This is a genomic window from Actinomyces johnsonii, assembly GCF_006546835.1.
GTDB classification, from domain to species: domain Bacteria; phylum Actinomycetota; class Actinomycetes; order Actinomycetales; family Actinomycetaceae; genus Actinomyces; species Actinomyces johnsonii.
The window spans coordinates 81220-104940 of the sequence record NZ_VICB01000014.1 but is presented as its reverse complement, the minus strand read 5'-3'; the positions used below and the strand labels follow the sequence as shown (position 1 = coordinate 104940).

The window sequence follows — 23721 nt, the reverse complement described above, 5'->3', positions numbered from 1 at the left end:
GATGACCGCTGCTCCAGGCCCCCTGGGCGCCCCCGCGGGCGTTGCGACGATCCAGCCCGCCGGCACCGCGAGACGCTCGGGCCGGTGGGCGGAGGCCGCGCTGCTCGGCGTCGCCCTGGTCCTCGGCCTGGGGGGCTTCGTGCTCACCGCGCTCAACCGCACCGGCTCCTCGCCCGCGCAGACCGTCATGCTGGGAGGCGCCTTCCTCGGTCTGACCATCTTCATGCATCTGTGGGTGCGCTACACCGCCCCGTGGGCGGACCCGGTCCTCCTGCCGGCGGCGGTGGCCCTCAACGGGATCGGCCTGGCCATGATCCAGCGCCTGGATCTGGCCTATGAGGTCAACGAACAGTGGCAGTTCTACGTCGGGTCCAAGCAGCTGGTCTGGACGCTGCTGGGCGTCATCCTCTTCTGCGCCGTGCTCTTCCTGCTGCGCGACTACCGGCGCCTGCGGCGCTGGGACCGCTGGGCCATGTGGTCCGGCCTGGTCTTCCTGATCCTGCCGTTCCTGCCCTTCATCGGCCAGAGCATCAACGGGGCCCGGATCTGGATCCGGATCGGCCCCATGAGCTTCCAGCCGGCCGAGCTGTCCAAGGTGCTGCTCGCGGTCTTCTTCGCCTCCTACCTGGTGGCCAACCGGGACAACCTGGCCCTGGCGGGCCGCAAGTTCCTGTGGATGAGCCTGCCGCGCGCCCGGCACCTGGGACCCCTGTTCATCGTGTGGGGCGTGAGTATCTGCGTCCTGGTCCTCCAGAAGGATCTGGGCTCCTCGGTCCTGATCTTCGGCCTGTTCGTCGTCGTACTGTATGTGGCCACCGACCGGCCTTCCTGGCTGCTCATTGGCGCCGCGCTGTTCCTCCCGGCGGCCTGGTTCGCCGCCACTCACCTCCACCACGTCCAACAGCGCATCAACGGGTGGCTCCACGCCACCGACGACGCCGTGTACAACGCCGCAGGCGGCTCCTGGCAGCTGCTGACGGGAATGTTCGGCATGTCCACCGGCGGGCTCATGGGAGCAGGCTGGGGCAAGGGCTCACCGACTCTGGTCACCTTCGCCAACTCCGACTTCATCTTCGCCTCGTTGGGCGAAGAGCTGGGCCTGACCGGAACGCTTGCGATCCTCATGCTCTACCTCGTCCTCATCCAGAGGGGGCTGCACACCGCCGTCTTGCTGCGCGACGGCTTCGGCAAACTCCTCGCCGTCGGCCTGTCCTTCGCCATCGCCCTGCAGATCTTCGTCGTCATCGGCGGCGTCACGAGGCTCATCCCGCTGACGGGACTCACCCTGCCCTTCCTGGCCTACGGCGGCTCCTCGCTCATCGCTAACTGGGCCATCCTGGCCCTCCTGCTGCGCCTGTCCGACGCCGCCCGCCGTCCGGCCACCCACGCTCCACGAATCATCGACACGGCCGAGCTGCCGGTCTCCCTGCGCCGTCGGGTCCAGGACGCCGGAGCCGAGGAACCAGCCGAGGGCGCCGCCGTCGACGAAATCCCCGCCAACGCCCCCCAGGACGGCTATGACGACGTCTCCGGCGCCGAACCGACCGGCGCAGGAGACTACGGGCCCCCGGCGGCGGCCCCGAGTCCCAGGGACCCCTATTACCCGCCTCAAGACCACATTGCGCCCGACGACGATTTCCCCACGGTCACCGTCAGCCCGGAGGCGCCTCCTCCACCGCGCACGGCACCGGACGGGGAGACGCTGCGCTCATCGCGCGCGCCGGGTTTCACTGATGACAGCGACAGGAGGCAGCAGCAATGAACAGACAGATCCGGCAAGTCGCCTTCCTGGTGCTGGTCATGTTCACCGCACTGTCCCTGTCCGTCACCAGTGTCCAGGGCCTGGCCCGGCCCGCCATCTGGGAGCCGCTGTCTTCCAACGGCGCCCTCAACTCCGACGGACGCAACTCCCGCACCGTCAACCGGGAGTTCGGCACCGACCGCGGCCCGATCCTCCTCGCCGACAAGACCACTATCGTCAGCACCGAGAAATCCGACGACGGCCAGGGCTCCGAGGACTATCAGCGGGTCTACGCCAACGGGCCGCTCTACGCCCCGGTCACCGGCTATTTCTCGCCCGCCTTCGCCTCCATGACGGGCCTGGAGCGGGAGGCGAACTCTGTGCTCAACGGGGACGACCCCTCCCTGTTCTCCTCGCGGATCAAGACCCTCGTGACCGGCGGCTCGCAGAAGGGCGGCGCGGTCGAGCTGACCATCAACCCTGAGATCCAGCAGGCGGCCTATGAGGCCCTGGGCAACCGCGAAGGCGCCGTCGTCGCTCTGGACCCCAGTACCGGAGCCATCCTCGCCATGGTCTCCTCTCCCTCCTACGATCCCAATCAGTTCGCCTCCCACGACGCGAACGCTGTCACCGAGATCAGCACAACCCTCAGCGAGGACTCCTCCCGACCGCTGGACAACCGGGCCATCGCAGGCAACCGCTACCCGCCGGGGTCCACCTTCAAGATCATCACCACCGCGGCGGCCCTGCGCACCGGCAAGATCACCCCGGATCAGGAGGTCGACGCCCCCGACACCATCACCCTGCCAGGCACCAGCCACTCCCTGGAGAACTACGGCGGCGAATCCTGCGGCAACGGGCGGACGAGTTTCTCCCACGCCTTCGCCGAGTCCTGCAACACGCCCTTCGCCCAGCTGGCCATGGACGTGGGCGAGGAGGAGCTCGCCGAGGAGGCCCACAACTGGGGCTTTGACTCCAAGCTCTCCATTCCGCTGACCGTCACTCCATCCACCTACCCGGACAACGATTCCCAGGCGCAGACGGCGATGGCCGGTATCGGTCAGGCCTCGGTGCAGGCCACGCCGATGATGATGGCGATGGTGGCGGCCACCGTGGCCAACAACGGGGAACAGATGACCCCCTATCTGGTCTCGCGCACTCTGGACCCCGACCTCAACGAGGTCGACACCACCTCCAAGAAGGTGGCCCGCACCCCGATCGACCCGGCCACCGCCAAGTCCCTGTCCTCCCTCATGCAGACCGCCGTGACCGATGGCACGGGCAACACCGCCCAGGTCGCCGGAGTCCAGGTGGCCGGTAAGACCGGCACCGCGGAGACCGGTTCGGACACCGGCCCCACCACCTGGTTCGTGGGCTTCGCCGGAACCGACATCAACAAGCCCCAGATCGCACTGGCCGTCGTGCTCGACGGCAACGCCGAGACCGAGGACAACGCCACCGGGGGCAAGGTGGCCGGTCCCATCGCCGCCCAGGTCATCGATGCGGCGGTGGACCAGTGAAACCGGTTGCCGGGCTCCAGCTTCAGGGGCGCTATGAGCTCGTGGAGCAGATCGCCCTGGGAGGCATGGGCCAGGTGTGGCGCGCCACTGACCTGCGCTCGGGCCGGGCCGTGGCCGCCAAGATCCTGCGCCCCGAGCTGACCGGCGACGAGATCTTCCTGTCCCGCCTGCGCGCGGAGGCCAGGAACTCCCAGGGCCTGCGCCACCCCAATCTCGCCGTCGTCCTGGACTCCGGGGAGAAGGACGGCACCGGCTGGCTCATCATGGAGCTCGTCCAGGGCCGTGCCCTGTCCGACATCATCGCCGAGAAGGGCACCCTGTCCCCGGCCGAGATCCTGCCGGTCCTGGCGCAGGTGGCCCGTGCCCTTCAGGTCGTTCACGACTCCGGCGTCGTCCACCGCGACGTCAAGCCCTCCAATATCCTCATCAACCGCGAGGGCCTGGCCAAGCTCACCGACTTCGGCATCTCCACGGGCATCAACCAGCGCCCGCTGACGGCTTCCGGCATGGTCATGGGCACCGCCCAGTACCTCGCCCCCGAGCAGGCCATGGGCAACATGGCCACCCCGGCCGGCGACCTCTACGGGTTGGGCATCATCGCCTACGAGGCCCTGGTGGGGCGTCGCCCCTTCAGCGGCGCCACCCAGGTGGACATCGCCTTCGCCCACGTCAACGAGGAGGTGCCCGCCCTTCCCGACACCGTTCCGCCGCAGGTTCGCGAGATCGTCCTCAAGCTGCTCGCCAAGAAGCCGACCGACCGGCCGCACTCGGCTCGCGAGGTCGCCCGCGCCCTGGACCGGGCGGTCGTGAACCTGCCCACAGACTCCTGGGATCCCCGTGAGGCGCTCAGCTGGGAGTCCACCGGCCGCCGCGGCCCGCAGACACGCGAGCTGCCGCAGCCGGCCGCAGTGCGTCCCGGCCGTCACGCGGCCGAGGAGCCGACGCCGTCGCGCACCGCCCGGCACGCCTCCGGGCGTTCCTTCCTCGGCCTCAACCTGCTGACTCTGAGGGTCCTCATTCCGGTACTCGCCGTCGTCACCCTGCACAGCACGGGTACGCTTGCCCATGCGCATCAGGTCATGCCAGCCTTGATGCTGAGCATCCCTGTCAAGGAGGTACTGTGACCAGTCAGTTCCCCCAGGTCCTCGCGGGCCGTTACGAGATCCGCGATCTCATCGGACGTGGTGGTATGGCAGAGGTGCACCTCGGCTACGACACCCGCCTGTCGCGGGTCGTGGCCATCAAGCTGCTGCGTTCGGACATCGCCGGCGACCCCACCTTCCAGGCCCGTTTCCGTCGGGAGGCCCAGTCTGCGGCGGCACTCAACCACCCCGCCGTCGTCGCCGTCTACGACTCCGGCGAGGAGGAGCTCCTTCAGCCCGGCGGCGCCAGCCGGACCGTCCCCTACATCGTCATGGAGTACGTCGAGGGGCACACCGTGCGCGAGCTCCTCAGCGAGGGCGAGGCCGTCCCGATCCCGGAGGCGGTGGAGATCGTCTCCGGAGTCCTGGACGCCCTGGAGTACTCCCACCGGGTGGGCATCGTCCACCGCGACATCAAGCCCGGAAACATCATGCTGACCTCCACCGGCTCGGTGAAGGTCATGGACTTCGGCATCGCACGGGCCATCGAGGACTCCGCATCCACGGTGACCCAGACCCACACAGTGGTGGGTACCGCCCAGTACCTCTCACCGGAGCAGGCCCGTGGTGAGTCCGTGGACGCCCGCTCGGACCTGTACTCCACAGGCTGTCTCCTCTACGAGCTGCTCACCGGTCAGCCCCCCTTCCAGGGCGACTCCGCGGTGGCCATCGCGTACCAGCACGTGCGGGAGATCCCCAAGCGGCCCTCCTCGCTGGCGGCCGATGTCCCCGAGTCCCTGGACCGGGTCATTCTCAAGTCACTGGCAAAGAGCCGAGAGGACCGCTACCAGGACGCCGCCCACATGCGAGCCGACCTTCAGGCCGCAGCCCGGGGCATGTCCGTGGCGGCCCCGGCGGCCGATTCCTGGTCCCCAACCTCCTCGGCCATGGCGTCGCCAGCCACGGAGCCGGTTCAGCCCACCTCCGCCTTCGCCCAGGTGCCCTCCGAGCCCTCTCCGACACCCGCGGCGAGGGATGAGGAGCCCGAGAACAAGCCCAAGAACTACGCCTGGGTGTGGATCCTCGTCTTCCTGCTGTTCGCGGTCCTGGCCGTCATCGCCGGCCGGTGGGCCTCCGGAGCCTTCAACGACCCTCGGCCGACCCCGACGCCGAGCGCGACAGTCGCCGCGGTGGAGGTTCCCGACGTCAGTGGTCAGGACGAGGACTCGGCCAGGAAGACCATTGAGGATGCCGGACTGAAGTTCGCCAAGAATGAGGTCGCCAACGATACCGTGAGCGAGGGCCTCGCCGTCTCCTCCGACCCGCAGAAGGGAACGAAGATCGCGGCGGGCTCCACCGTCACCGTCCACTTCTCCACCGGCTCGGCCATGGTCAAGGTGCCGGACCTGGAGGGCAAGACCCAGGAGGACGCCCGCAAGGCGCTCAAGGACGCCGGACTCGAAGCCGGCAATGTCACTCAGGACGACTCCGCCTCGATCGCCAAGGATCGGGTCATCGACACCAGTCCTTCATCGGGTACCTCCGTCGAGCGCGGAACCACGGTGGATCTCATCGTGTCCACCGGTAAGACCTCCGTCCCCGACGTATCCGGCCAGGACGAGGCCACCGCCAAGAAGACCATCGAGGACGCCGGACTGAAGTTCAAGAAGGGGGACGATGTCACCTCCTCCGACGTCGAGCAGGGCAAGGCCGTCTCCTCCGACCCGGCTGCGGGCTCCAGCGTCTCGGCAGGCGACACCGTCACCGTGCACTTCTCCAGCGGGGCAGCAACGCCCACGCCAACGCCGAGCGCTTCAGCGTCAAGTGATCCCAATGCCTCGATCATGCCGGAAGTGAACGGGAAGGACTCCAAGACCGTGGAGTCCGACCTTGAGGGCCGAGGATTCAAGGTCAAGATCGAGAAGCAGCAGGCCAATGACCAGTCCTTGCCACCAGGAACGGTCATCAGCTCCAACCCGCAGCAGGGCCAACCGATCAGTCCGGACAAGGAAATCACCCTGTACGTCGCCAAGTAGCTGCCCTAATACGGAGCAACTCGGTCCTCACGATGCGGCTGGTGCCTCAAATCTTCAAAGTCTGAGGCACCAGCTGTACTCGTTCGATTCAACCGATCACGGCTGAACTCTCACACCTACCCCAGCAGACCGGCGCGCTCGGCGAGGACCGCTAGGTGCACCCGGTTGCGGGCGCCGACCCGTTCCTGGGCGCTGCGCAGATGGGCCTTGACGGTGGAGGCGGAGATGTACAGCCGGCTGGCGATCTCCTCGGTGGTCAGCCCCTCAGCGGCCGCCGCGATAACGTCCAGCTCTCGCCGGCTGAGCCCGGCCGCGGCCTGACGAGCCTGGACCACAGCGCGCTGACGCTCCTCGGCGTGGGCATCGTAGGCCGCCAGCGCCGGTGCCGCGAGTGCCGGCTGGGAGCGCACGTAGCGCAGCAGCTCGGCCAGCGCCCCCGGTGACAGGACCGACTCGCCCGCCATGACCCGGCGCAGTCCGGCATCGAGTTCCTCGGAGGCGGAGTACTTGAGCAGGTATCCCACTGCTCCGGCCTCAATGACCCGCACGACGGCGTCGTCGACATCCCAGGTGGTCAGCGCCACGACGTGGGGGTGACGCGGCACCTGGCAGATCTGGCGCGTGGCCTCGATCCCGTCCATGACGGGCATGCCGAGGTCCATGAGGACGATATCCGCCTCGACGCGGCCGACGGCCTCGATCGCTTGGCGGCCGTCACCGGCCTCGGCGACCACGGCGTAATCCTCCCGCGGCCGCAGGAGCGGCTTAATGGCGGCGCGGGTGAGCGGGTCGTCGTCGACGAGAATGATGCGGACCGGGGACGCCGGCGGCGCGGGGGCAGCGGGGGAGACGGACTGGGATACTGAGGAGGCCGGGGCGGCGGAGGGGTCGGGCACGGGGCCAGCCTAGGTGCGTGCGCCGACACGTTCACCGTCCCAACGGCCCAGGCGCTCGATGTTTCTTCAGGTCGCCCACCCAGCGCATCCGCCGATATCTCCCGAGGATGGAACGGGTCAGTGGCCGGTCTGGCGCGAGTCCGCGGAGCGCCAGGGTAGATGCGCACTCACCACGAATCTGCCGCGGCCGTCCGGGCCCGCCTGGAACGTGCCTCCGCAGATCTCCGCCCGCCGGGCCATGCCCTTCAAACCGGAGCCGCCCTGGGTGTCACCGGGCAGGGCGCCGGTTGCGGAGCCCGGCTCCGGGCGTGCGTCGCCGCTGTGGGGGGCCTCAGAGGCTTCTGCATCCTGACCGTCCTGCTCGGTCGCCGACATCCGGTAGGGGAGCTGGTTGGAGCAGGTGATGTCGATGCCGGTGTTCGGCCCGCCCTCCACGCGCAACTGGACGCTCATACCGGGTGAGTGCTTGCGGGCGTTGGTCAGTGATTCCTGGACGATCCGGTAGACGGCGCGGGAGAGCACTTCGTCGGCCTCGGCAGCCCGATCGAGGTAGATCGACGAGCTCAGCGGCTGACGGGCGGCGAGCACCCCGTCCACGACCTCCTTGAGGTCCTCCAGATGTGGGGCGGGCTCGGCTGCGCCCACCGGTTCGCGCAGGACGGCCAGCAGGGAGCGCAGGTCCCGCATGGCGCCCTGGGCCTCCTCCCGCACGCGCTGGGCGGCGGCTTGGGGATCGTCCTCGTCCGCGGAGCCCGAGGCGCCCTGCGGGTCCGACGTCGCCAGCACGCCCTGCTCCAGGGCAGCGGCGTGGAGGGCGAGCAGCGACAGGCGGTGGCCGAGTCCGTCGTGCACCTCGCGGGCCACCCGCTCGCGCTCGGCCTGCAGGCTGACCGTATCCGCCAGGCGGGTCGAGGTTCGGACCTGCTCTTGGGCGGTGCGCTCGGCACGAGCCGAGGCGTCGGCGGCCTCCTGGGCCCGGCGTCGTGCCTCCTTCTCACCGTCCCGCGCGCGCAGCCACAGCCCGACGGCGATCGGCAGGACCATCGCCACCACCGCAAGGAACAGCACCTGCGGCGTCGACACATGGGTCACGGCTTTGGGGTCAGGGGATGCAGAGGTGAGTACGCCGACCATCGAGTTCCCGGTGGAGCCGTAGCTCGCGTCGCGCAAGAGCGACACCAGCACGCCGACAGCGAGCAGAGCGCCCGTTGCCCAGGGCACGGGATCACGCAGGGATCGGGCCCGGCGAACCACGGTGGTGAAGGTGATGAGCCCCACCGTGGTGTCCAGGTAGATCGCGATGCCCGCGAGCGCCGAGGCGACCGTGATCGCCACCGGCCAGCGCCGGCGTACAAAGACCGCCACAAGGAGAACCAGTCCTATCAGGAACCCCATGGCATCGAGGAACGAATTGCTTATCTTGAGGGCCTGCTCGTGACCGAGGTGATATCCCAGTGCACACATGGAGTCGATGAAGCACAGAGTGAGCAGGCCCGCGGAGCGCAGAACCTCGAGGATGACCTCGAGGGCGCGGCGTTGCGACTGGGACAGAGATGCCGTGAACGACGACACCGTTCTCGCAGGGACGACGGGAGCATAGGGAACCGACGGCATCGGTGGCCGGTAGTAGGGGACCGCCCCCGCAGTGGTGGCAGGGTACCCGGGATACGCAGGGGGTGTGGAGTACGCGGAATGCACCGGGTAGGTGGGATAGGGAGGGTAGGAGGCGCGCCTCTGCGGAATCGGCGTCCCAGAGGCGGGAGCCGCCCGGCCGACGCCGGGGCCGCCACGCCAGCCCGGAGCGGGCGGAGTGCCTGGCGTAGGGGCGGGCGGGTGGCCGGGGACTGACATGTGCCCACTGTAGAGCCGGGCACTGACATGCAGGATCGCCCGATAGGACACGATGTGGGCGGCTGAGGCGCGGCACCGTCGTCCTTTCGGACAGGTGCGATGAGGGCACTTTCGGACAGCCGCCTCCGTCTCATCGGTCGATGTGCGCGGGGTACGGCCGGGGCCATCGTTGTTCCCGTCAGCTGATCCCGTCAGCTCAAGCCAGTACCGGTGCAGCCGCATCCCGGCTGGCACCTCTCCTCCCACATCTCGAAGGACCCATCATGACCAGTCCAGTCCCGCCCTCGCCCGCCGGCGCTCCCGCACCGGGCTACCCCATGCCTCCCGCCTTCGGACCTGTTCCCGAGCCGAAGCGGGCCTGGTTCGCCCGCCACAAGATCCTCACCGGTATCGGTGCGTTCGTCGGCGTCTGCATCGTCGCCTCGGCGCTGAACGGGGGCGGAGGCTCGGGGCACTCCGCAGCCGCCACCTCGCCCGCCGCCCAGTCCGCCGCCACCGCGCTCTCCCAGAACAGCGCCGGTCAGGACGCCGCACCGGCCCCGGAGCAGACGGCTCAGGCCAATGACGCGGGCAAGGCGGATGCCGGCAAGAGCGACTCCGGCCTGAGCTTCCCCGGGATGCAGAGAAGCGACGTCGTCGGCAATGCCGGTGAGATGATCGACGACGACGGCATCCAGGTAACTGCCACGACCGTGGCCGCGGGCGATGCCACCCTGGGCCCCACCGCCTGCTCCACCGTCACGATCACCAACGCCTCCAAGAACACCCTGGACGTCAACGCCCTAGACTTCACGCTGCAGGATCCGGCCGGGGCGATCAGCAACGCCGGCTTCATGGGGTCGAGCAATCACCTGTCGGCTTCCAAGCTCATCGCAGGAGGATCAGTCAGTGGAGACGTCTGCTTCAGCACTGATGTGTCGGCCGGGGGCCAGTACGTGCTCCTCTACAAGCCCACGCTCTCGCTGTTCGGACACCGTCGGGCCTGGATCAACAACCTCTGACGGCTCATCGAGCCCATGGGCGCATGCGGCGCGTGCGGGGACAGTCCGCGCGGCCGGTACGCCCCCACTGGGCGGAAAAATATCGCACGTGCGGGAACGGAATCTCTGTTCCCGCACGTGCGGATTGTCTTCGCCCGCGAAGGAAGGCTGGTCAGATGCCGCGGGCGGACAGGACGCCGTCGATCGCGCGCAGCTCCTGAAGGATCTTGGGCTCGATCTCACCCTCGACGTCGACCAGCGTCACCGCCAGCTCACCGCGCGACTTGTTGAGCAGGTTGGCGATGTTCTGCCCGTGCTGGGCCACGATCGTGGAGACCTGACCGACCATGTTGGGCACGTTGCGGTTGACGATGACGAGCCGGTGCGTGTCCTCCTGTCGCGCCATGACGGCCTCGGGGAAGTTGACCGAATTGTGCACCTGGCCGTTCTCGAGGAAGCCGCGCAGCGATTCGACGGCCATCATGGCGCAGTTGCGCTCGGCCTCCTTGGTGGAGGCCCCCAGGTGGGGCAGGGAAATGCACTTGGGATGCTTGTGGACCTGCGTGGAGGGGAAATCGCACACGTAACCGCGCAGCATGCCCTCGTCCAGGGCGGCCACGACGGCGTCGGTGTCGACGATCTCGGCGCGCGCGAAGTTGAGCAGCACCGCGGTTTCCTTCATCAGGGCCAGGCGCTGGGTGCTCACCAGCCCGCGGGTGGCGGGGATGAGGGGCACGTGGACGGTGAGGATATCGGCGCGGCGGAAGACCTCTTCCATGGAGTCGGCCCGCTCGACCTCGGCGCTCAGGTGCCATGCGTGCTCCACGGAGATGCCCGGGTCGAAGCCGACGACGTTGAGACCCAGTCCCAGGGCTGCGTTGGCCACCTGCACGCCGATGGCCCCCAGCCCGATGACACCGAGCGTGCGGCCGGGCAGCTCGAAGCCGACGAACTGCTTCTTGCCGGCCTCGACGGCCTTGGCGATCTCGACGTCGTCGCCCTCGAGGGTGTGGGCGAAGCGGGCCGCCGGGATGAGGTTGCGCGAGGCGATGAACAGGCCCGCCAGGACCAGCTCCTTGACGGCATTGGCGTTGGCGCCGGGGGTGTTGAACACGGGAACACCGCGCTCAGTGAGCTTGTCCACCGGGATGTTGTTGGTGCCGGCACCGGCACGGGCCACGGCCAGGACCGAGTCCTCGATGGGGGTGTCGTGGAGCTTGGCCGAGCGCACCAGGAGGGCGTCGGGCTCCTCTACGGAGCCGCCGACCTCGTAGAGCTCGTCGGGCAGGCGGGACAGGCCCGCCCCGGAGATGGCGTTGAGAGTGCGGATGCGGAACTTGTGATCGGCGCTGCTGGTGGTCACGGAGGTACTTTCTTCAGAACGGTCCGAATGGAGGGAGCGGTTGCGGCGGGGAGCCGGGTTCAAAGGTCGGCGGGGCGCGCAGGTTCAGGCCCGGGCGGCGAAGTCGGTCATGTAGTCGATGAGGGCGCGCACGCCCTCGATCGGCATGGCGTTGTAGATGGAGGCGCGCATACCGCCCACGGAGCGGTGGCCCTTGAGGTTGGTCAGGCCCGCGGCCTGGGCGCCGGCCAGGAAGTCGGCGTCGAGGGCGGGGTCGGCCAGGGTGAAGGGCACGTTCATCCAGGACCGCGAGCGCTTCTGGACCGGATTGGCGTAGAAGTCGGAGGAGTCGATAAAGCCGTAGAGGAGCTCGGCCTTGGCGCGGTTGCGCTCGGCCATCGCCTCCAGGCCACCGTCGTCCTCGATCCAGTGGCCGATGAGCCCCAGCAGGTAGATGGCGAAGGTGGGGGGCGTGTTGAGCATGGAGTCGGCGTCGGCCATCTTCTGGTAGTCCAGGACGGTGGGGGTCACCGGGCGGGCCCGCCCCAGCAGGTCCTCGCGCACGATGATGACGGCCAGTCCCGAGGGTCCCATGTTCTTCTGGGCGCCTGCGTAGATGAGGCCGTAGCGGCTGACGTCGATGGGCCGCGAGAGGATCGTAGAGGAGAAGTCGGCCACGAGTGGCACGTCGCCGGAGTCCGGAACGTAGTCGAACTCGACGCCGCCGATGGTCTCGTTGGGCGTGTAGTGCAGGTAGCGGGCGCCCTCGGGCACGGTGAAGGAGCCGGGCTCGGGCGTGGTCGTGTAGGAGGAGGCGGCCTCATCGGCGGGCACGACGACGTCGAGCTCGTAGGCACCGGCCTGCTTGATGGCCTTAGCGGACCACTGGCCGGTATTGAGGTAAGCGACCGTGTCGCCGGGGGCGGTCAGGTTGAGGGGGATGCCGGCGAACTGGGCGCTGGCCCCTCCCTGGAGGAAGAGGACACGATAGTTCTCGGGAATGGACAGGAGGCGGCGCAGGGTGGCCTCGGCGTCGGCCGCGCAGGCCACGAAGTCGGCTCCACGGTGGGAGACCTCCAGGACGGACATTCCCGACCCGCCCCAGCTGGTGAGCTCGGAGGCGGCCTGCTCGAGGACGGGCAGGGGGAGTTGGGCAGGACCGGCGGAGAAATTGAAGACGCGCACGGAGTCATCATTGCCGCTTATGCGCGCGGCGGCAATCTCATCCCGCCTGGCGAGGAGGGCGCCGCGCATCCGCAAGGCCGCGTGATGACCCAGAACGGCTCGGGGCGTTTTTCTCGACCGACGGCACCCACCGACGTCGGAGTATGGCGGAGACAAGGCGAACCGACAGGCAGCCGCCACAGATTTTTCACGTAGTCCAGAGATGGAGTTGCCACAGCGGCCCGTTTCTGTCAACCATGCACGTTGTCAGCGATAGCACAGAAAGACTCGGCTAACTGACCGGTAGGGTTAGCCTCATACCCAAATCCCTACCTACAAGTTTTCATGATCGATTCACAGAACGACGTCACTACCTCGGCAGCAGCGTCTTACTCCGATGCGTCGGCCGCGCAGGAATCGCGCGGTTCTGCTTCAGGTCGCCCGCGTCCGTTGAGCCGTCAGATGTTCGACCGGCTCCGCAGGGGCCGCAGGCCGCGGCTCGGCGCCCTCATCGTGGCGCTGGTCGCCGTCGTGTCCCTGGCCACCGGATTCCGGGCCTGCAACTGCAACCGGGCCTGGACCGAGGTCTCGGCAGGGGCCACGCCGCAGGCCAACCCGCTCAAGGGCATGATGCCCTTTGCGCCGTCGGACGCCTCTTACTCGCCGGGGCTGCCCGAGTCGGCCCCGCCCTACACGATGGAGTGGCTGACACTCCCGGCCAGCGACGTCGTCACCGGGCCGGGCACGTACTCGTGGGCCGCGCTGGAGGCGCACCTCAACGCCATCGCCTCGCGCGGACACCAGGCGGTGCTGCGCTTCTACGTCGACTACCCCGGTCGCCCCACCGGTATACCGGCCTACCTGCTCACCTCCCATGCGGTCCTGACCCGCGAGTACACGTTCAACGGCAACGCGCCGGGCCAGTCCCTCGCCCCCGACTACAACTCCCCCGAGATGATGTCGATGCTCACCGGCTTCATTTCGGCCCTGGGTCAGCAGTACGACGGCGATCCGCGCCTGGCTTTCATCACCCACGGCCTCGTGGGCTTCTGGGGAGAGGGGCACACTCATCCGATGAACGGCAAGGTCTCCAAGGAAAACCCCACCGGGGAGGACTGGATGCCAACGCCGGCGAATCAGAACACCCTGATCGACACCTGGGACAAAGCCTTCCAGGTGACGCCGACGATGGCCCGCTACCCGTCCGCGGAGACGGCCAAGCGCAGGATCGGCTACCACGACGATTCCTTCGGCTACGAGACCACGGGGGCCGCCGACTGGAACTTCCTGCCCCAGCTAAAGAAGGCGAAGGCGGACCAGGCCTGGCAGCACTACCCGATCGGCGGCGAGGTCTACCCGAACATCCAGGAGTGCTCGGTGCGCAACCCGGGCAATTGCATGACCCCAGGAGCCAACGGGGGCACAGTGGACATCAGCGCCTCCATCAAGGCCACGCACGCGAGCTGGCTGGTGGACAACTGGGCCTTCACGACGACGCTGAGCGGCACCGAGCACGAGCGGGCCGTGCAGATGTCCGCCGAGACCGGCTACGACCTGTCGGTGGCGCGCTGGCGCATGCACCACGGCAAGGTCGAGGTGCAGATCGCCAACAACGGGGTGGCCCCCTTCTACTACAACTGGAGCGTGGAGGCTGTGGCCGTCAACAGCCAGACCGGTGTGGAGGTCGGGCGCACCACGCTCAGTGGCGATCTGCGCAAGATCGAGGTCGGCAAGACCCAGACCTTCTCCGGCCAGCTCCCGGAGGACCCGGCGGGTGAGAATACGATCCTGGTGCGCGTGGTCAACCCACTGGAATCGGGCCAGCCACTGCGGTTCTCCAGCGCCGGACAGGACCAGACGCTCCCCGGCTACCTGACCCTGGGCCGCACCCCCACCAAGTAGACCGGCACGGCGGGGCGGCGGGCGACCGTTCCGACGGCGCAGGGATCAGCGCTCCCGCATCGGGAACTGCGATTCCCTTCGGGAACGTACTTTTCCCGCAGACCACTGGGGTCTGCCCCCAGTCGTCTGCGGGATAACGCAGTTCTCGCGGAAGAAGTACGTTCTCGATCAACCCCGGCCGCCCCTGGCCAGTACAACCCCACCCTCGTGCAATAGGCATCCTGGGCCAGCGGGCCTGGCCCAGCACAGCGCAAGCCGCACGTCTGTGCCTGGACCCCCGCGTGCGCGGGGCTGACGTGGTCGAGCTCGGAGCCGAGCGTATCGCGGGCCCTCTACCCCCGCCTGCGCGGGGCTGACTCGTCGTCGAGACGAACCCTGCGCCTGCCGGACCCTCTACCCCCGCCTGCGCGGGGCTGACATGGAGTCCCAGGCCGCGCGGTCGCGCAACCTGCCTCTACCCCCGCGTACGCGGGGCTGACGGGGTGCGCACTACCTGGGTTACCGGGGAGGACCCTCTACCCCCGCCTGCGCGGGGCTGACTTGCCGAATCCCAGGTCCCCGAAAATCACGCCGCCTCTACCCCCGCGTGCGCGGGGCTGACACTGGCTGACCTGCGATGTTAGTCGGCTCGGGGTCGCCGTGGGTTCACCGCCAAGGTGGTGGCCCCCAGGGGAACCATGAGCGTGCCGTCGAAGACAACCGGCCCGGGCACCACCGCGTCGAAGGCGACCGAGACGTGCCAGCGCCCGTTGTCCTCCTGCACATCAATGCCTCCGTCGCTTCGCGACTCGGAGTGCCGCTCAACCTCAACGAGTCCGCAGCCGAGCCCCAAGGCGCATTTCTTCAGCATGCGCATGATGCCTTCAGGATCCTCCGCCGTCGGCACAACGGTGGTCCATTGCGACAAAGGAGCCGTGGCGGCCCGCAGAACTCGCGGCAGGGAAGCCAATGTCCTGGTCTCGGCAAGTCTCGCCTCAACCACCCCCGTTCTCACCGCGAGTCCCACGCAGGGAGGCCGAGGCCCCCCGGCCACGAGCACCCCCCGCAGGACGGGCAGGTGGCGGCGGCCCAGCCCACCGATGAGTGGCAGCATCCAGCCCGCCCCTTCAAGGGAATCTCGCAGTTGCTCCATGACGAGAGCAGCGTCGGCGGCGTGAACCAGAACTGCACCTTCTCTCCCACCATGGGGCATTCGGTAGAGCGAGCATGAGCGCAGTAACTCCCGAGTATCAGGCGCCGCTCCGTCTCCTGGCCGCGCACCTACGAGCCGGTAGGGAGCGGTGGGTCGCACGCTCATATACGGGTGCGTTCCCGTCACGGTGCTGCGGCGCCGTTCCTCTTCTCGCGCATCCAAAGCAGCCAGGAGTCCTTCCGTTCCCACGCGCAACTGAATCCAGCCCAGCGGGTCCGGTTCCCAACGGGAATGGTGAGGTGGCGCCTCATCAGCGCCGTCGACGACGTCGAGCAGCACGGGCGAGGTCGGACGCCCGAGGTACTCCACGGACCGCGCCACCTTTTGCAGGACACCCAGATCGACCCGATCATCAGCGGCGAAGGTCCAACGCACGACGTCGCTCGGATCAGTACCGATCATCATGCCGCGCTCGGGATCTTTCGCCTGCTTCTCCAGGAGGCGGTCGTTTCGGTCGATGATCCCGGTCGGCGAACCGTTCTTGGCTGTCTTCACCTCATTGTTGACGGGAACCCACCGCCGGTAACCGATCTGACGCTCGCCGGCCGGAGGGGCGGTGATCCGTGGAGGAGGGTATCGAAAGAGAGCCTCGACCTCGGCGACGCCCTCTCCGAGGCCATGGGCGGCGGACAGCATCGCAGCCAGTACCCGCGCTGGTGCTGGCGGCCATTCGGCGCGACCGTCCCCATCATGCGCATTGAACTCCCCGAGGGGGAACGAGGCCGTGATGGTCAGATCACTCATCACTGCGTCCATCAGTCTTGCGCCCATCGACGTCCAGGATGATCTTTCCCAGCGGGGAATTGTGGGTGATCGTGACGGTGGTGGCGCCGTTCCAACCGATCTCCTGGCCGAGGTCACGCACGAGGTCCACCAGCTCGTCGACCTCCGGCAGTGCGAGGGGCTCGGAGGGTGCTCCGTGCCTCTCGACCTTGGCCTCGAGGCCCGGTTCGCGCAGACGCAGCTCCGCCCCTGCGCGCAAGTCCAGCCGTTCCTGAAGCAGTCGGTACAGCAGCAGGGTCAGGCTGACCACGAGCGCCCGTGCAGGCTCCGGGCGAGAGAAGGCGAATGTCCTCAACCCCGCGAGGGAGAAGAAGGCCTTCCCCACAATAGAGTCGTACGTTAAATCTGATGGAGCCTCAGCAACAGCAAGGGGAGGCAATGACCCAATTCCCAGAGCGGAAAGTTTTACTCCCCGAATCGTCGTTTTATTACTGGTTGCCGCGAAGAGTGGATCCGTTTTCCCAGCCATACGGCGTCGTTCAGACACGCCAGTCGCCACAATCTCCGATGTGAACAGTCTGGCGGAACGCGACTCCGCAGGATCCATGACATAATAACCAAGAAATTCATCCCGCGTCGCATTCAGCTCACGAGCATTCTTGCCTCCACCTTTCTTCCCTCCCTTGTTAGCTTCGTCAACAGCCTTCTGGGATCGCTTCGTCTGCGAGTGCCACCAGCCGAAGGGGATCGCCGTGGGGAACCCGACGAGCAGGGCATCCGGCTGGGAGCGGGTGGCGTTTTGGATTCCCTCGAAATCAACACCCTTGCCGGTGAGCTCGTCTCGTATGAGCCTCCAGGTGGCGTCGGCCTGCCGGTGCGAGAGCTCCACGGAAGTGGTCAGCACCTCTCCTTCCTCATCGAGGAGGACCACCATGGGGAACCCCAGAACCTCGGCGAGAATAGAGGTTCCTCCTCTGAAGCGACTGGCCAGAAGCGCCTCGCACCGCGAAGCCTGGGAGCCCCAACTATCAATCGTGGCCGCCTTCTTACCGTCGAAGGTTTCAAAGAAACCGACAACCTCCCCCTCTTGGCGGATCGTGCCCGCCGGCGGCGTCACCGTCATTCCCGCCAATGATTCATATTCACTGGTCACACTGATTCCAGCCACCGCATTATCATCCATGAGGGCACCGATGGTGGAGCGAAATTCCTGAGCCGTCGTCATCGTTCAATCTCCTTATCTACGTATCTATCATCATATTGGCCGAGCGCAGTTCACATCTGCGCAGTCACAGCACCAAGGGCATTCCGTAGCCGTAGGCCTTCCCTCTCCCGATTCCCTGACGGTAGGCGGATTCTCCGGCCTCACTGATATTGCTGATGGTGCCGGTGAGATCCCGGAGCGTGAAGGAGCGTCCGCCTCGTCGGCCCACGAACCACCTGGGCGAGACCGTCAGCTCACGGACCCCCAGACCATGGCGCTCCAGCAGATCGGTGGCCCACCCGTGGGCTTCTTCGTCGAGGACGGCCCGGACACGGTTCTTTCCCGACTCGTCCGCATGGCGTTTCTCAGCCACCGCTCGAACAGTGAAGCGCTGACCGACGGCAAACCCTGACGGCGCCTCGATGGCCTGTGTTCCGGGCAGATCGAGATCGGCCCGGAATCTGATAACCAGGGAACCCTTTTGCCCGCCGTACTCGGTTGGTAGAGCCAGGCGGTACAGAACACCGAGGTCTGCGCGAATCGATCGCGAAGCGCCTCTGAGATCCGGCAAGTACGACATGGCGAGGCGATGGACCGCATCAGGTGTTCCCAGGTCCGGTAGCGCCTGTGCCAGTGGAAGGACTGCAATCTGATCAGGCATGGGCTGTTGTCACCTCTTCCTTTCTCATGCCCCGGGGTGGGCGGGCGCGAACGATGTCACCTTGGACGTGGATCCGGTGCCACGAATGCGGGACGTCCACCGGTTCCACGGGAGTTCGGGCGGCGGGGACTCATGCAGATCGATGATCGCCTCCATGGTGAGGGGAACCGGATGCAGCACCCAGGTGAGGGCCTTGGCCGCACGTTCTCGCGTCATTTCTCGCTGCTGCGGCTGGAGGAGCAGGTGCCCGCAGAAGGCCAGGAGATCCACGAGCGGGTACACATCGCACTCCTCGGATCCACTGGTAATACGCGGGGTCGCCTGACTGGCGGAGAAGCGCAGCCCCGGCTTGGCCCGGGCAACGGTAAGGTCGCCGCGCACAAGTCGGTCAAGGTGTGCCGCCCCCGCAGCGACAGCGTCATCCGCAGTGATCAGTGACTCGCCCATGAGTCCCCAGGTGTCCTGCACCGACTTGGCGGTATGGCTCCTGCCGCTGAGCAGGGTCAATGCTGAGGACCGGACCTGGAGATCCTGCGTCCTCGTCATCTTCGACTGGTCGGCCGACGTCGCGGACGTATCGAAGACGGCTACCGGCCCAGATGTGCTGAGGTCGCTCGTCTTTTCAGCGGCCTGCCAGCCGACATGTGACAGGACGTTGACCGCAGATCGCGTGGGCGTCGTCGTGGCGATGCCGCGTAAACCATGATCCCCGAGCTTCCAGGTTCGCTCCGCCAGGCTACGAGCGGCCACGTTCACCAGCTCATCCGTGTCCCCGCCATAGCCGACGACGGGGACTCCTTCCCCCTCAAAGCGGAGCGTCGCCCCCGGAAGAAGGGACACCAGTCCCCAGGTCGCCAGGACGTAGGCGGCCCGATACCCCGGTAATGCAGTCAGGCGATACTCAGTAGAAGCGTCACGGCATCCAGCACTACTCATGGTTCTGCTCCAATTCTTGCGAGACGTCCCAGTCGGCCAGACGCAGGATCGTCTCGATCAGCGCCAGGGTGTAGGGGCCATAGCGATCATTGAGACGGTGGAAACGGCTTATAGCCTCCGCCCAGGAAGGGTCATTCGGGTTCTGATGCCGTGGAGTTGTTCCATGTTCGGGCAGGCACACCGGTCCTGGGCCTCGGAAGCGGCCGTGGTGGCTGAGGACAAGGTGCATCACCAGGTCAGGATCGTGCGCCGTCTGCTCACCTCTGTCCAGCTGCTCCTCGAGGAGATCCGCTGAGGCCGCTTCGTGCCTCCAGCCGGAGGGCACGCCGGCCATGCGCATGAAGCGGTTCCAGTACCTGCGAGGCAGCCGGGACTTGCTCAGCGGCGTTCGACGCTTCCGCTGCCCCGGATCCTCCAGAAGGAGGAAACCGCACTCATCCACCGCAGCCCCGAGGGCGGCCTGCATCCTGGGATCGGCCTTGCCATCGTCATGGTGGCGTCCGGCCGTGACGAGGTCCTCCACCAGGTTCTCCGGCAAACCGATAGCTCGGGCCCACTGTCCTGCACGCTCACCCACCTGGTCTCCGTGACCGCACAGGGTGCGCTCATCGGCGTCGTCCTCGGTGCTCGCGGGACGTTCGGTGGCGGCCTCCACGAGCCGCAGGCGCAGCCACGGGTGACGACTGTCGGCGCCAACGACGTCGTCGTCGATCTGCCAGCCCGGTGGCACTGCGAGCAAGGCCGCCTCTTCCAGGAGGTCGGCGTACGGGTCGTCGGTTCGGACGTCGCCCCCAGACAGGTCCGTGAGGATGGCGGCCTGCCTCCAGCCCGGTCCCTGGTCCGTCCCCGTTGCAAGGGACACCAACTCCTTGGAAACCTCCTCAGCCGTGGCACCAGGCATCACGTGCTGCCCGGAGTAGTCACGGCCGGCGCCTTCCAGCCCGTACGGGTTGCTGTCCTTACCCGGCGCCATGACGATGATCTGACCGGGAACCAGATCGGGCAGCGAGACCCCGGCCTCAAAGATGCGAGGCGCGTCCTCAGTCGTCGGGTCAATGATGACAAGGGCCTGCTTCTTCAGCGCCTGGCTCGACACATCCCGAGCATCGCTCAGCGGAACGCTCCAGGCCTCGGCTCGCAGATCGGGCCGCCACCGCGTCAGGTCCTCCTGGAGGGCCTCAGGACTGACGCCGGCGAGGTCTCCCACACTCGTGCGGAAGACAATGAACGCGTCCGGTCGAGGGTCTGCCAGTCGCCGGATCCACGGATGGACGGGGGCGTCGTTGCGGGACCCCATGGTGCGCAGATAGGCGGCGAAGACATTGGGAGGGATGACGACCGGAACCTGGGTCGCATTCACCAGCTCCTCCCGCCCATCAACCTCATCGAGCCGCTTCACGACCTCACCGAGGGTGGTGGCGCCGTCGATCAGGTCGACGACGGCGTCAGCAGCACCGCCGTGAATCGGGTCCTTACTCGTGGTGGAATGAACGATGGCCACGCTGCCGTCGGAGCGGGCGCCGACCCGGTTGACTCGTCCCAGGCGCTGCACCAGGGAGCCGGCCTGACAGCCCTCCGTCAGGAGGTGGGTGAAGTCGAGGTCGGCACCAACCTCCAGAGTCGATGTGGCCACGACGACGGTGGCCTGAGCGTCCTGACGACCCTCGGCCCCCGTCCGATAAGGGGAGAGTCTCTTCACGGCGTCCTCGCTGCGACGAGCAGGCATCCCGCCGACCATGACGTCCAAGCGAGGAGCCTGATCTCCCAGATTCCGGATCTCCTTCTTCAACCCGGCAACTACCTTCTTGACGGTGTCCAAGGTGTTGCAAAAGACGACCAGCGACTCTCCCTGGCTCAGCTCCTTCATGCGGGTACATGCCTGCTCTGTGAGAGCGGCTGCCGCCTTGCCATTCACACAATGAACGTCCACCGGGACACTGTCACGATGCGCCCGACGCGCAGCCAGTTGCGGGTCCAGGCGGCACTCCTCCTCCCAGTCCAGGCTGAGACCGGGAGTTGGTTCCTGGTCGGCTTCCCGGTGGAGGGTGGGAAGCGTCATGGGTGTCGCCGTCATCGGCATGATCTGCAGGCCCGGGACGCTGCCACCACAACGATCCTCGAGCCTGTTCTCCTCGCTGCGGAGCACGGACAAGGTGGTCAGGGCCTGCCCGGAGAGGTGCGCCTCGTCCAGGACCCAGAACGCATCCATCCCGGTCAGCGCCGCATCGATGCTGCGGCGGTAGGGCGAGAGCTGGTAGCCGCGGAACAGCAGACGGGACACGGTCATATCGAGTGTTCCCACGATGATGGCCGGGCGCGAGGGGTAGCGCGTGTGCTCCGTCAGGTCCCGATCAGCATCAGCGAGCCCGCCGCGCAGACGGCGCACCTCGAGTACCTCCGCCTCAGCAGGGATTGCAAAGGCGGATCGCAGCACCTCGGCCACTTGTCTCGCCACCGAGCGATCACCTGCACCTTCTCCGAGTGCCTCCTTGATCTTCAGCGCCGCCTCGAAGGAGTCGTCGACGACGGCGCGCCGGTCGACAACGAGATGCAGTCTCAAGGGGACCACTCGCCTCCGACGACGTCGGCTCGCCTGCTCGGCGTCCTGCGCCAGCGCGTACAGCCATCCGAGGAGAACTGCGAGGGTCTTGCCCATCCCGGTCGGCACGCTGAGGTGGGACGGTGGCTCTCCCGAGGCGAGTCGCTCGGCCAGGCGCACCTGGTAGTCCCTGGGTTCGTGCCCAGTGATCTCGCGGAAGAAGTCTGTGAAGTCGAGGCGATTCACATCAACGCTCCTGAGAAGTTGGTCTTACCATAGATAAGTTCAACCCCCAGTCCCCTGGGGCAGCACCGCCGGTACTTCCGTGCGGACCATCGATAATCCGCTACCTCCACCAACTGTGGAGCCGATATATCTCTTGAGAGACACGGCGGCAATGAGACTCATCTTACACTCAGCGAGTCCCCTCTGTCACTGCCTGCTACTGCGTCGGGACCCCGAGGGGCACAACGATCGATGTCAGTCTTGACTAAACTGATCATTAATCCTTGACCAAATAGTCAATGAAGACACGACCGAACCGACTGTCCTCACCACGCCGAAGCCTCAGAGTTATCCACAGACCCACTCTTTCGGCTGTACGGCAGCACAAAGTGGCCCTTACGATCAATTCATGACCACCTACCGGCCGCGTCTCATGGACCAGCGCCTCCAGGAGCTGCTGCGGTCGGTCCCGGCGGTCAGCGTCGAGGGAGCCCGCGCCGTCGGGAAGACCCGCACCGCCAGAACCCACGGCACTACCTTCATCGCCGTCGACGATCCTGACGAACGCGCCCAGCTCACCGCCATCGGATCGCGCTTCACCGCACTTCCCAGCCCTCTCGTCATCGACGAGTGGCAGCGCATGCCCGAGCTGTGGGACCGGGTGCGTCGCGCCGTCGACGACGATCCCTCTCCCGGCCGTTTTCTGCTCACCGGGTCCTCCACGCCGTCCCAGGCGCCCACTCACACAGGCGCAGGACGGATCATCACTCTGCGGATGCGTCCCTTCAGCCTGGCCGAGCGCGCGATCGAGGCCCCAACAGTCTCAGTGGGGAAGCTGCTGGACAGCACACTCGGCTCACAGGACCCTTCCGAGTTGACCCCGATCGAGGGGTACACGCGCATCGCGATCGACCAATACGTCGATGAGATCTGCCGCTCCGGCTTCCCCGCCATCAGGGAGCAGCCACCTTTAGGGCGCCAGGCCCAGCTGGACGGATACATCGAGCAAACGCTTCGGCATGATCTGCTGGAAGCGACGGGCGGCAGGCGACGTTCACGATCCATGAGGGAGTGGCTGACAGCCTACGCCAGCGCGGTGGCCACGACGGCGAGCTTCACCTCCATCGCCGAGCTGGCGAACAGACCACTGAACACCGACATGAGCTTGGCGACGGCGCGCTCCTACCGAGACCATCTCAGCGGGATGTGGCTGCTGGACCCGGTTCCAGGCTGGAGCCCCAGCGAGAACGAGTTCTCCCGCAACAACCTGGCCGACAAGCACCAGCTGTGCGACCCTGCCCTGGCCGCCCGCCTTCTCGGATACGGTCCCTCCGAGGTGCTCGGCGTCGGCCACCCTATCCTCACCAGCCCACGGGGCACTCCGCGCCGTCCTCGGGTACTCGGCTCGCTGTTCGAGTCCCTGGTGATTCAGAGTCTTCAGGTCTACGCCGAGTTCCTCAGCGCCCGGGTCTTCCACCTCCGGACCAAGGGCGGCCTCCAGGAGATCGACATCATCCTCGAGGGACCCCACCGCCAGGTCGTCGCCTTCGAGATCAAGGCGAGGGCCACTCCCAAACCGGACGACACCAAGCACCTGCGCTGGCTGCGCAAGAAGATCGGGCCGAGGCTCGCGGACGCGGTCCTGGTGACCACAGGCCGCCTGGCGTACCGGGATGAGGACGGCATCGCCGTCGTACCGGCCGCTCTACTGGGGCCATGAGATCCTC

The 23721-nt window shown here is 67.0% G+C and carries 16 protein-coding genes and 1 CRISPR repeat array; of the genes, 7 read left to right on the top strand and 9 right to left on the bottom strand.

The genetic code is table 11. From position 1 onward, the window contains the following. The first annotated feature begins 1 nt into the window (after position 1). The 4 genes from FK256_RS10225 to pknB are packed head-to-tail and all read left to right on the top strand — an operon-like array spanning position 2 to position 6379. Complete coding sequence (locus tag FK256_RS10225; protein WP_141424689.1) at positions 2-1762, top strand: FtsW/RodA/SpoVE family cell cycle protein; 1761 nt, start codon at positions 2-4, stop codon at positions 1760-1762. Continuing rightward, a complete protein-coding gene (locus tag FK256_RS10220; protein WP_021605695.1) occupies positions 1759-3261 on the top strand; it encodes a peptidoglycan D,D-transpeptidase FtsI family protein in 1503 nt (500 codons plus the stop codon). Before FK256_RS10225 ends, FK256_RS10220 begins: the two co-directional genes overlap by 4 nt. Continuing rightward, entirely contained in the window at positions 3258-4385 is a 1128-nt protein-coding gene (locus FK256_RS10215; RefSeq protein WP_141424688.1) for a serine/threonine-protein kinase, read from the top strand. Before FK256_RS10220 ends, FK256_RS10215 begins: the two co-directional genes overlap by 4 nt. Further along, positions 4382-6379: a Stk1 family PASTA domain-containing Ser/Thr kinase gene (pknB, locus tag FK256_RS10210; RefSeq protein WP_141424687.1), complete on the top strand. Its 1998-nt coding sequence runs from the start codon at positions 4382-4384 to the stop codon at positions 6377-6379. Before FK256_RS10215 ends, pknB begins: the two co-directional genes overlap by 4 nt. Before the next feature lie 116 nt (positions 6380-6495). Here the strand turns inward: pknB and FK256_RS10205 are convergent, their stop codons facing one another. Next, a complete protein-coding gene (locus FK256_RS10205; protein ID WP_141424686.1) occupies positions 6496-7275 on the bottom strand; it encodes a response regulator in 780 nt (259 codons plus the stop codon). Positions 7276-7392: 117 nt separating this feature from the next. After that, entirely contained in the window at positions 7393-9126 is a 1734-nt protein-coding gene (locus FK256_RS10200; protein ID WP_244936349.1) for a sensor histidine kinase, read from the bottom strand. Between the two features lie 263 nt (positions 9127-9389). Here FK256_RS10200 and FK256_RS10195 point away from each other — a divergent pair, with 263 nt between their 5' ends. Beyond that, positions 9390-10127 (top strand): DUF4352 domain-containing protein, encoded by a 738-nt coding sequence (locus FK256_RS10195; protein WP_141424685.1) that lies wholly within the window; start codon positions 9390-9392, stop codon positions 10125-10127. A 151-nt stretch (positions 10128-10278) separates the two neighbouring features. Here the strand turns inward: FK256_RS10195 and FK256_RS10190 are convergent, their stop codons facing one another. Both FK256_RS10190 and serC read right to left on the bottom strand, forming a co-directional pair. After that, complete coding sequence (locus FK256_RS10190) at positions 10279-11469, bottom strand: phosphoglycerate dehydrogenase (protein ID WP_141424684.1); 1191 nt, start codon at positions 11467-11469, stop codon at positions 10279-10281. 84 nt (positions 11470-11553) lie between these two features. Next, positions 11554-12633, bottom strand: a complete 1080-nt coding sequence (gene serC / locus FK256_RS10185; RefSeq protein WP_141424683.1) for a 3-phosphoserine/phosphohydroxythreonine transaminase — start codon at positions 12631-12633, stop codon at positions 11554-11556. Positions 12634-13074: 441 nt separating this feature from the next. On the opposite strand from serC, the gene FK256_RS10180 reads away from it, so the two are divergent. After that, a complete protein-coding gene (locus tag FK256_RS10180; protein WP_244936347.1) occupies positions 13075-14514 on the top strand; it encodes a DUF4832 domain-containing protein in 1440 nt (479 codons plus the stop codon). A 267-nt stretch (positions 14515-14781) separates the two neighbouring features. Further along, positions 14782-15115: a CRISPR direct-repeat array (repeat unit 29 nt; unit sequence CCCTCTACCCCCGCCTGCGCGGGGCTGAC). 18 nt (positions 15116-15133) lie between these two features. Here the strand turns inward: FK256_RS10180 and csb2 are convergent. From csb2 to cas3g, 5 genes are all read right to left on the bottom strand, one after another. After that, on the bottom strand, positions 15134-16450 hold the full coding sequence (gene csb2, locus FK256_RS10175) for a type I-G CRISPR-associated protein Csb2 (RefSeq protein ID WP_244936345.1): 1317 nt from the start codon (positions 16448-16450) through the stop codon (positions 15134-15136). Beyond that, positions 16443-17654 carry a type I-G CRISPR-associated RAMP protein Csb1/Cas7g gene (cas7g, locus tag FK256_RS10170; RefSeq protein ID WP_141424680.1) on the bottom strand — a complete coding sequence of 404 codons (1212 nt, stop codon included), beginning with the start codon at positions 17652-17654 and terminating at the stop codon, positions 16443-16445. The genes csb2 and cas7g overlap by 8 nt, the downstream gene beginning before the upstream one ends. A 64-nt stretch (positions 17655-17718) precedes the next feature. Then, complete coding sequence (locus FK256_RS10165; RefSeq protein ID WP_141424679.1) at positions 17719-18294, bottom strand: type I-E CRISPR-associated protein Cas6/Cse3/CasE; 576 nt, start codon at positions 18292-18294, stop codon at positions 17719-17721. A gap of 24 nt (positions 18295-18318) precedes the next feature. Next, complete coding sequence (locus FK256_RS10160) at positions 18319-19230, bottom strand: hypothetical protein (RefSeq protein WP_141424678.1); 912 nt, start codon at positions 19228-19230, stop codon at positions 18319-18321. After that, on the bottom strand, positions 19223-22015 hold the full coding sequence (gene cas3g, locus FK256_RS10155) for a type I-G CRISPR-associated helicase/endonuclease Cas3g (protein WP_141424677.1): 2793 nt from the start codon (positions 22013-22015) through the stop codon (positions 19223-19225). Before cas3g ends, FK256_RS10160 begins: the two co-directional genes overlap by 8 nt. 388 nt (positions 22016-22403) lie before the next feature. On the opposite strand from cas3g, the gene FK256_RS10150 reads away from it, so the two are divergent. Beyond that, a complete protein-coding gene (locus FK256_RS10150) occupies positions 22404-23714 on the top strand; it encodes an ATP-binding protein (RefSeq protein WP_141424676.1) in 1311 nt (436 codons plus the stop codon). The last annotated feature ends 7 nt before the right edge of the window (positions 23715-23721 follow it).

Bases quoted from the DNA above. Each gene is read 5' to 3' on its own strand.
- FK256_RS10220 (WP_021605695.1), top strand. From the start codon at position 1,759: ATGAACAGACAGATCCGGCAAGTCGCCTTCCTGGTGCTGGTCATGTTC.
- FK256_RS10180 (WP_244936347.1), top strand. From the start codon at position 13,075: ATGTTCGACCGGCTCCGCAGGGGCCGCAGGCCGCGGCTCGGCGCCCTC.
- FK256_RS10165 (WP_141424679.1), bottom strand. From the start codon at position 18,294: ATGCCTGATCAGATTGCAGTCCTTCCACTGGCACAGGCGCTACCGGAC.
- FK256_RS10200 (WP_244936349.1), bottom strand. From the start codon at position 9,126: ATGTCAGTCCCCGGCCACCCGCCCGCCCCTACGCCAGGCACTCCGCCC.
- csb2 (WP_244936345.1), bottom strand. From the start codon at position 16,450: ATGAGTGATCTGACCATCACGGCCTCGTTCCCCCTCGGGGAGTTCAAT.
- FK256_RS10160 (WP_141424678.1), bottom strand. From the start codon at position 19,230: ATGAGTAGTGCTGGATGCCGTGACGCTTCTACTGAGTATCGCCTGACT.
- FK256_RS10225 (WP_141424689.1), top strand. From the start codon at position 2: ATGACCGCTGCTCCAGGCCCCCTGGGCGCCCCCGCGGGCGTTGCGACG.
- FK256_RS10195 (WP_141424685.1), top strand. From the start codon at position 9,390: ATGACCAGTCCAGTCCCGCCCTCGCCCGCCGGCGCTCCCGCACCGGGC.
- cas7g (WP_141424680.1), bottom strand. From the start codon at position 17,654: ATGACGACGGCTCAGGAATTTCGCTCCACCATCGGTGCCCTCATGGAT.
- FK256_RS10150 (WP_141424676.1), top strand. From the start codon at position 22,404: ATGACCACCTACCGGCCGCGTCTCATGGACCAGCGCCTCCAGGAGCTG.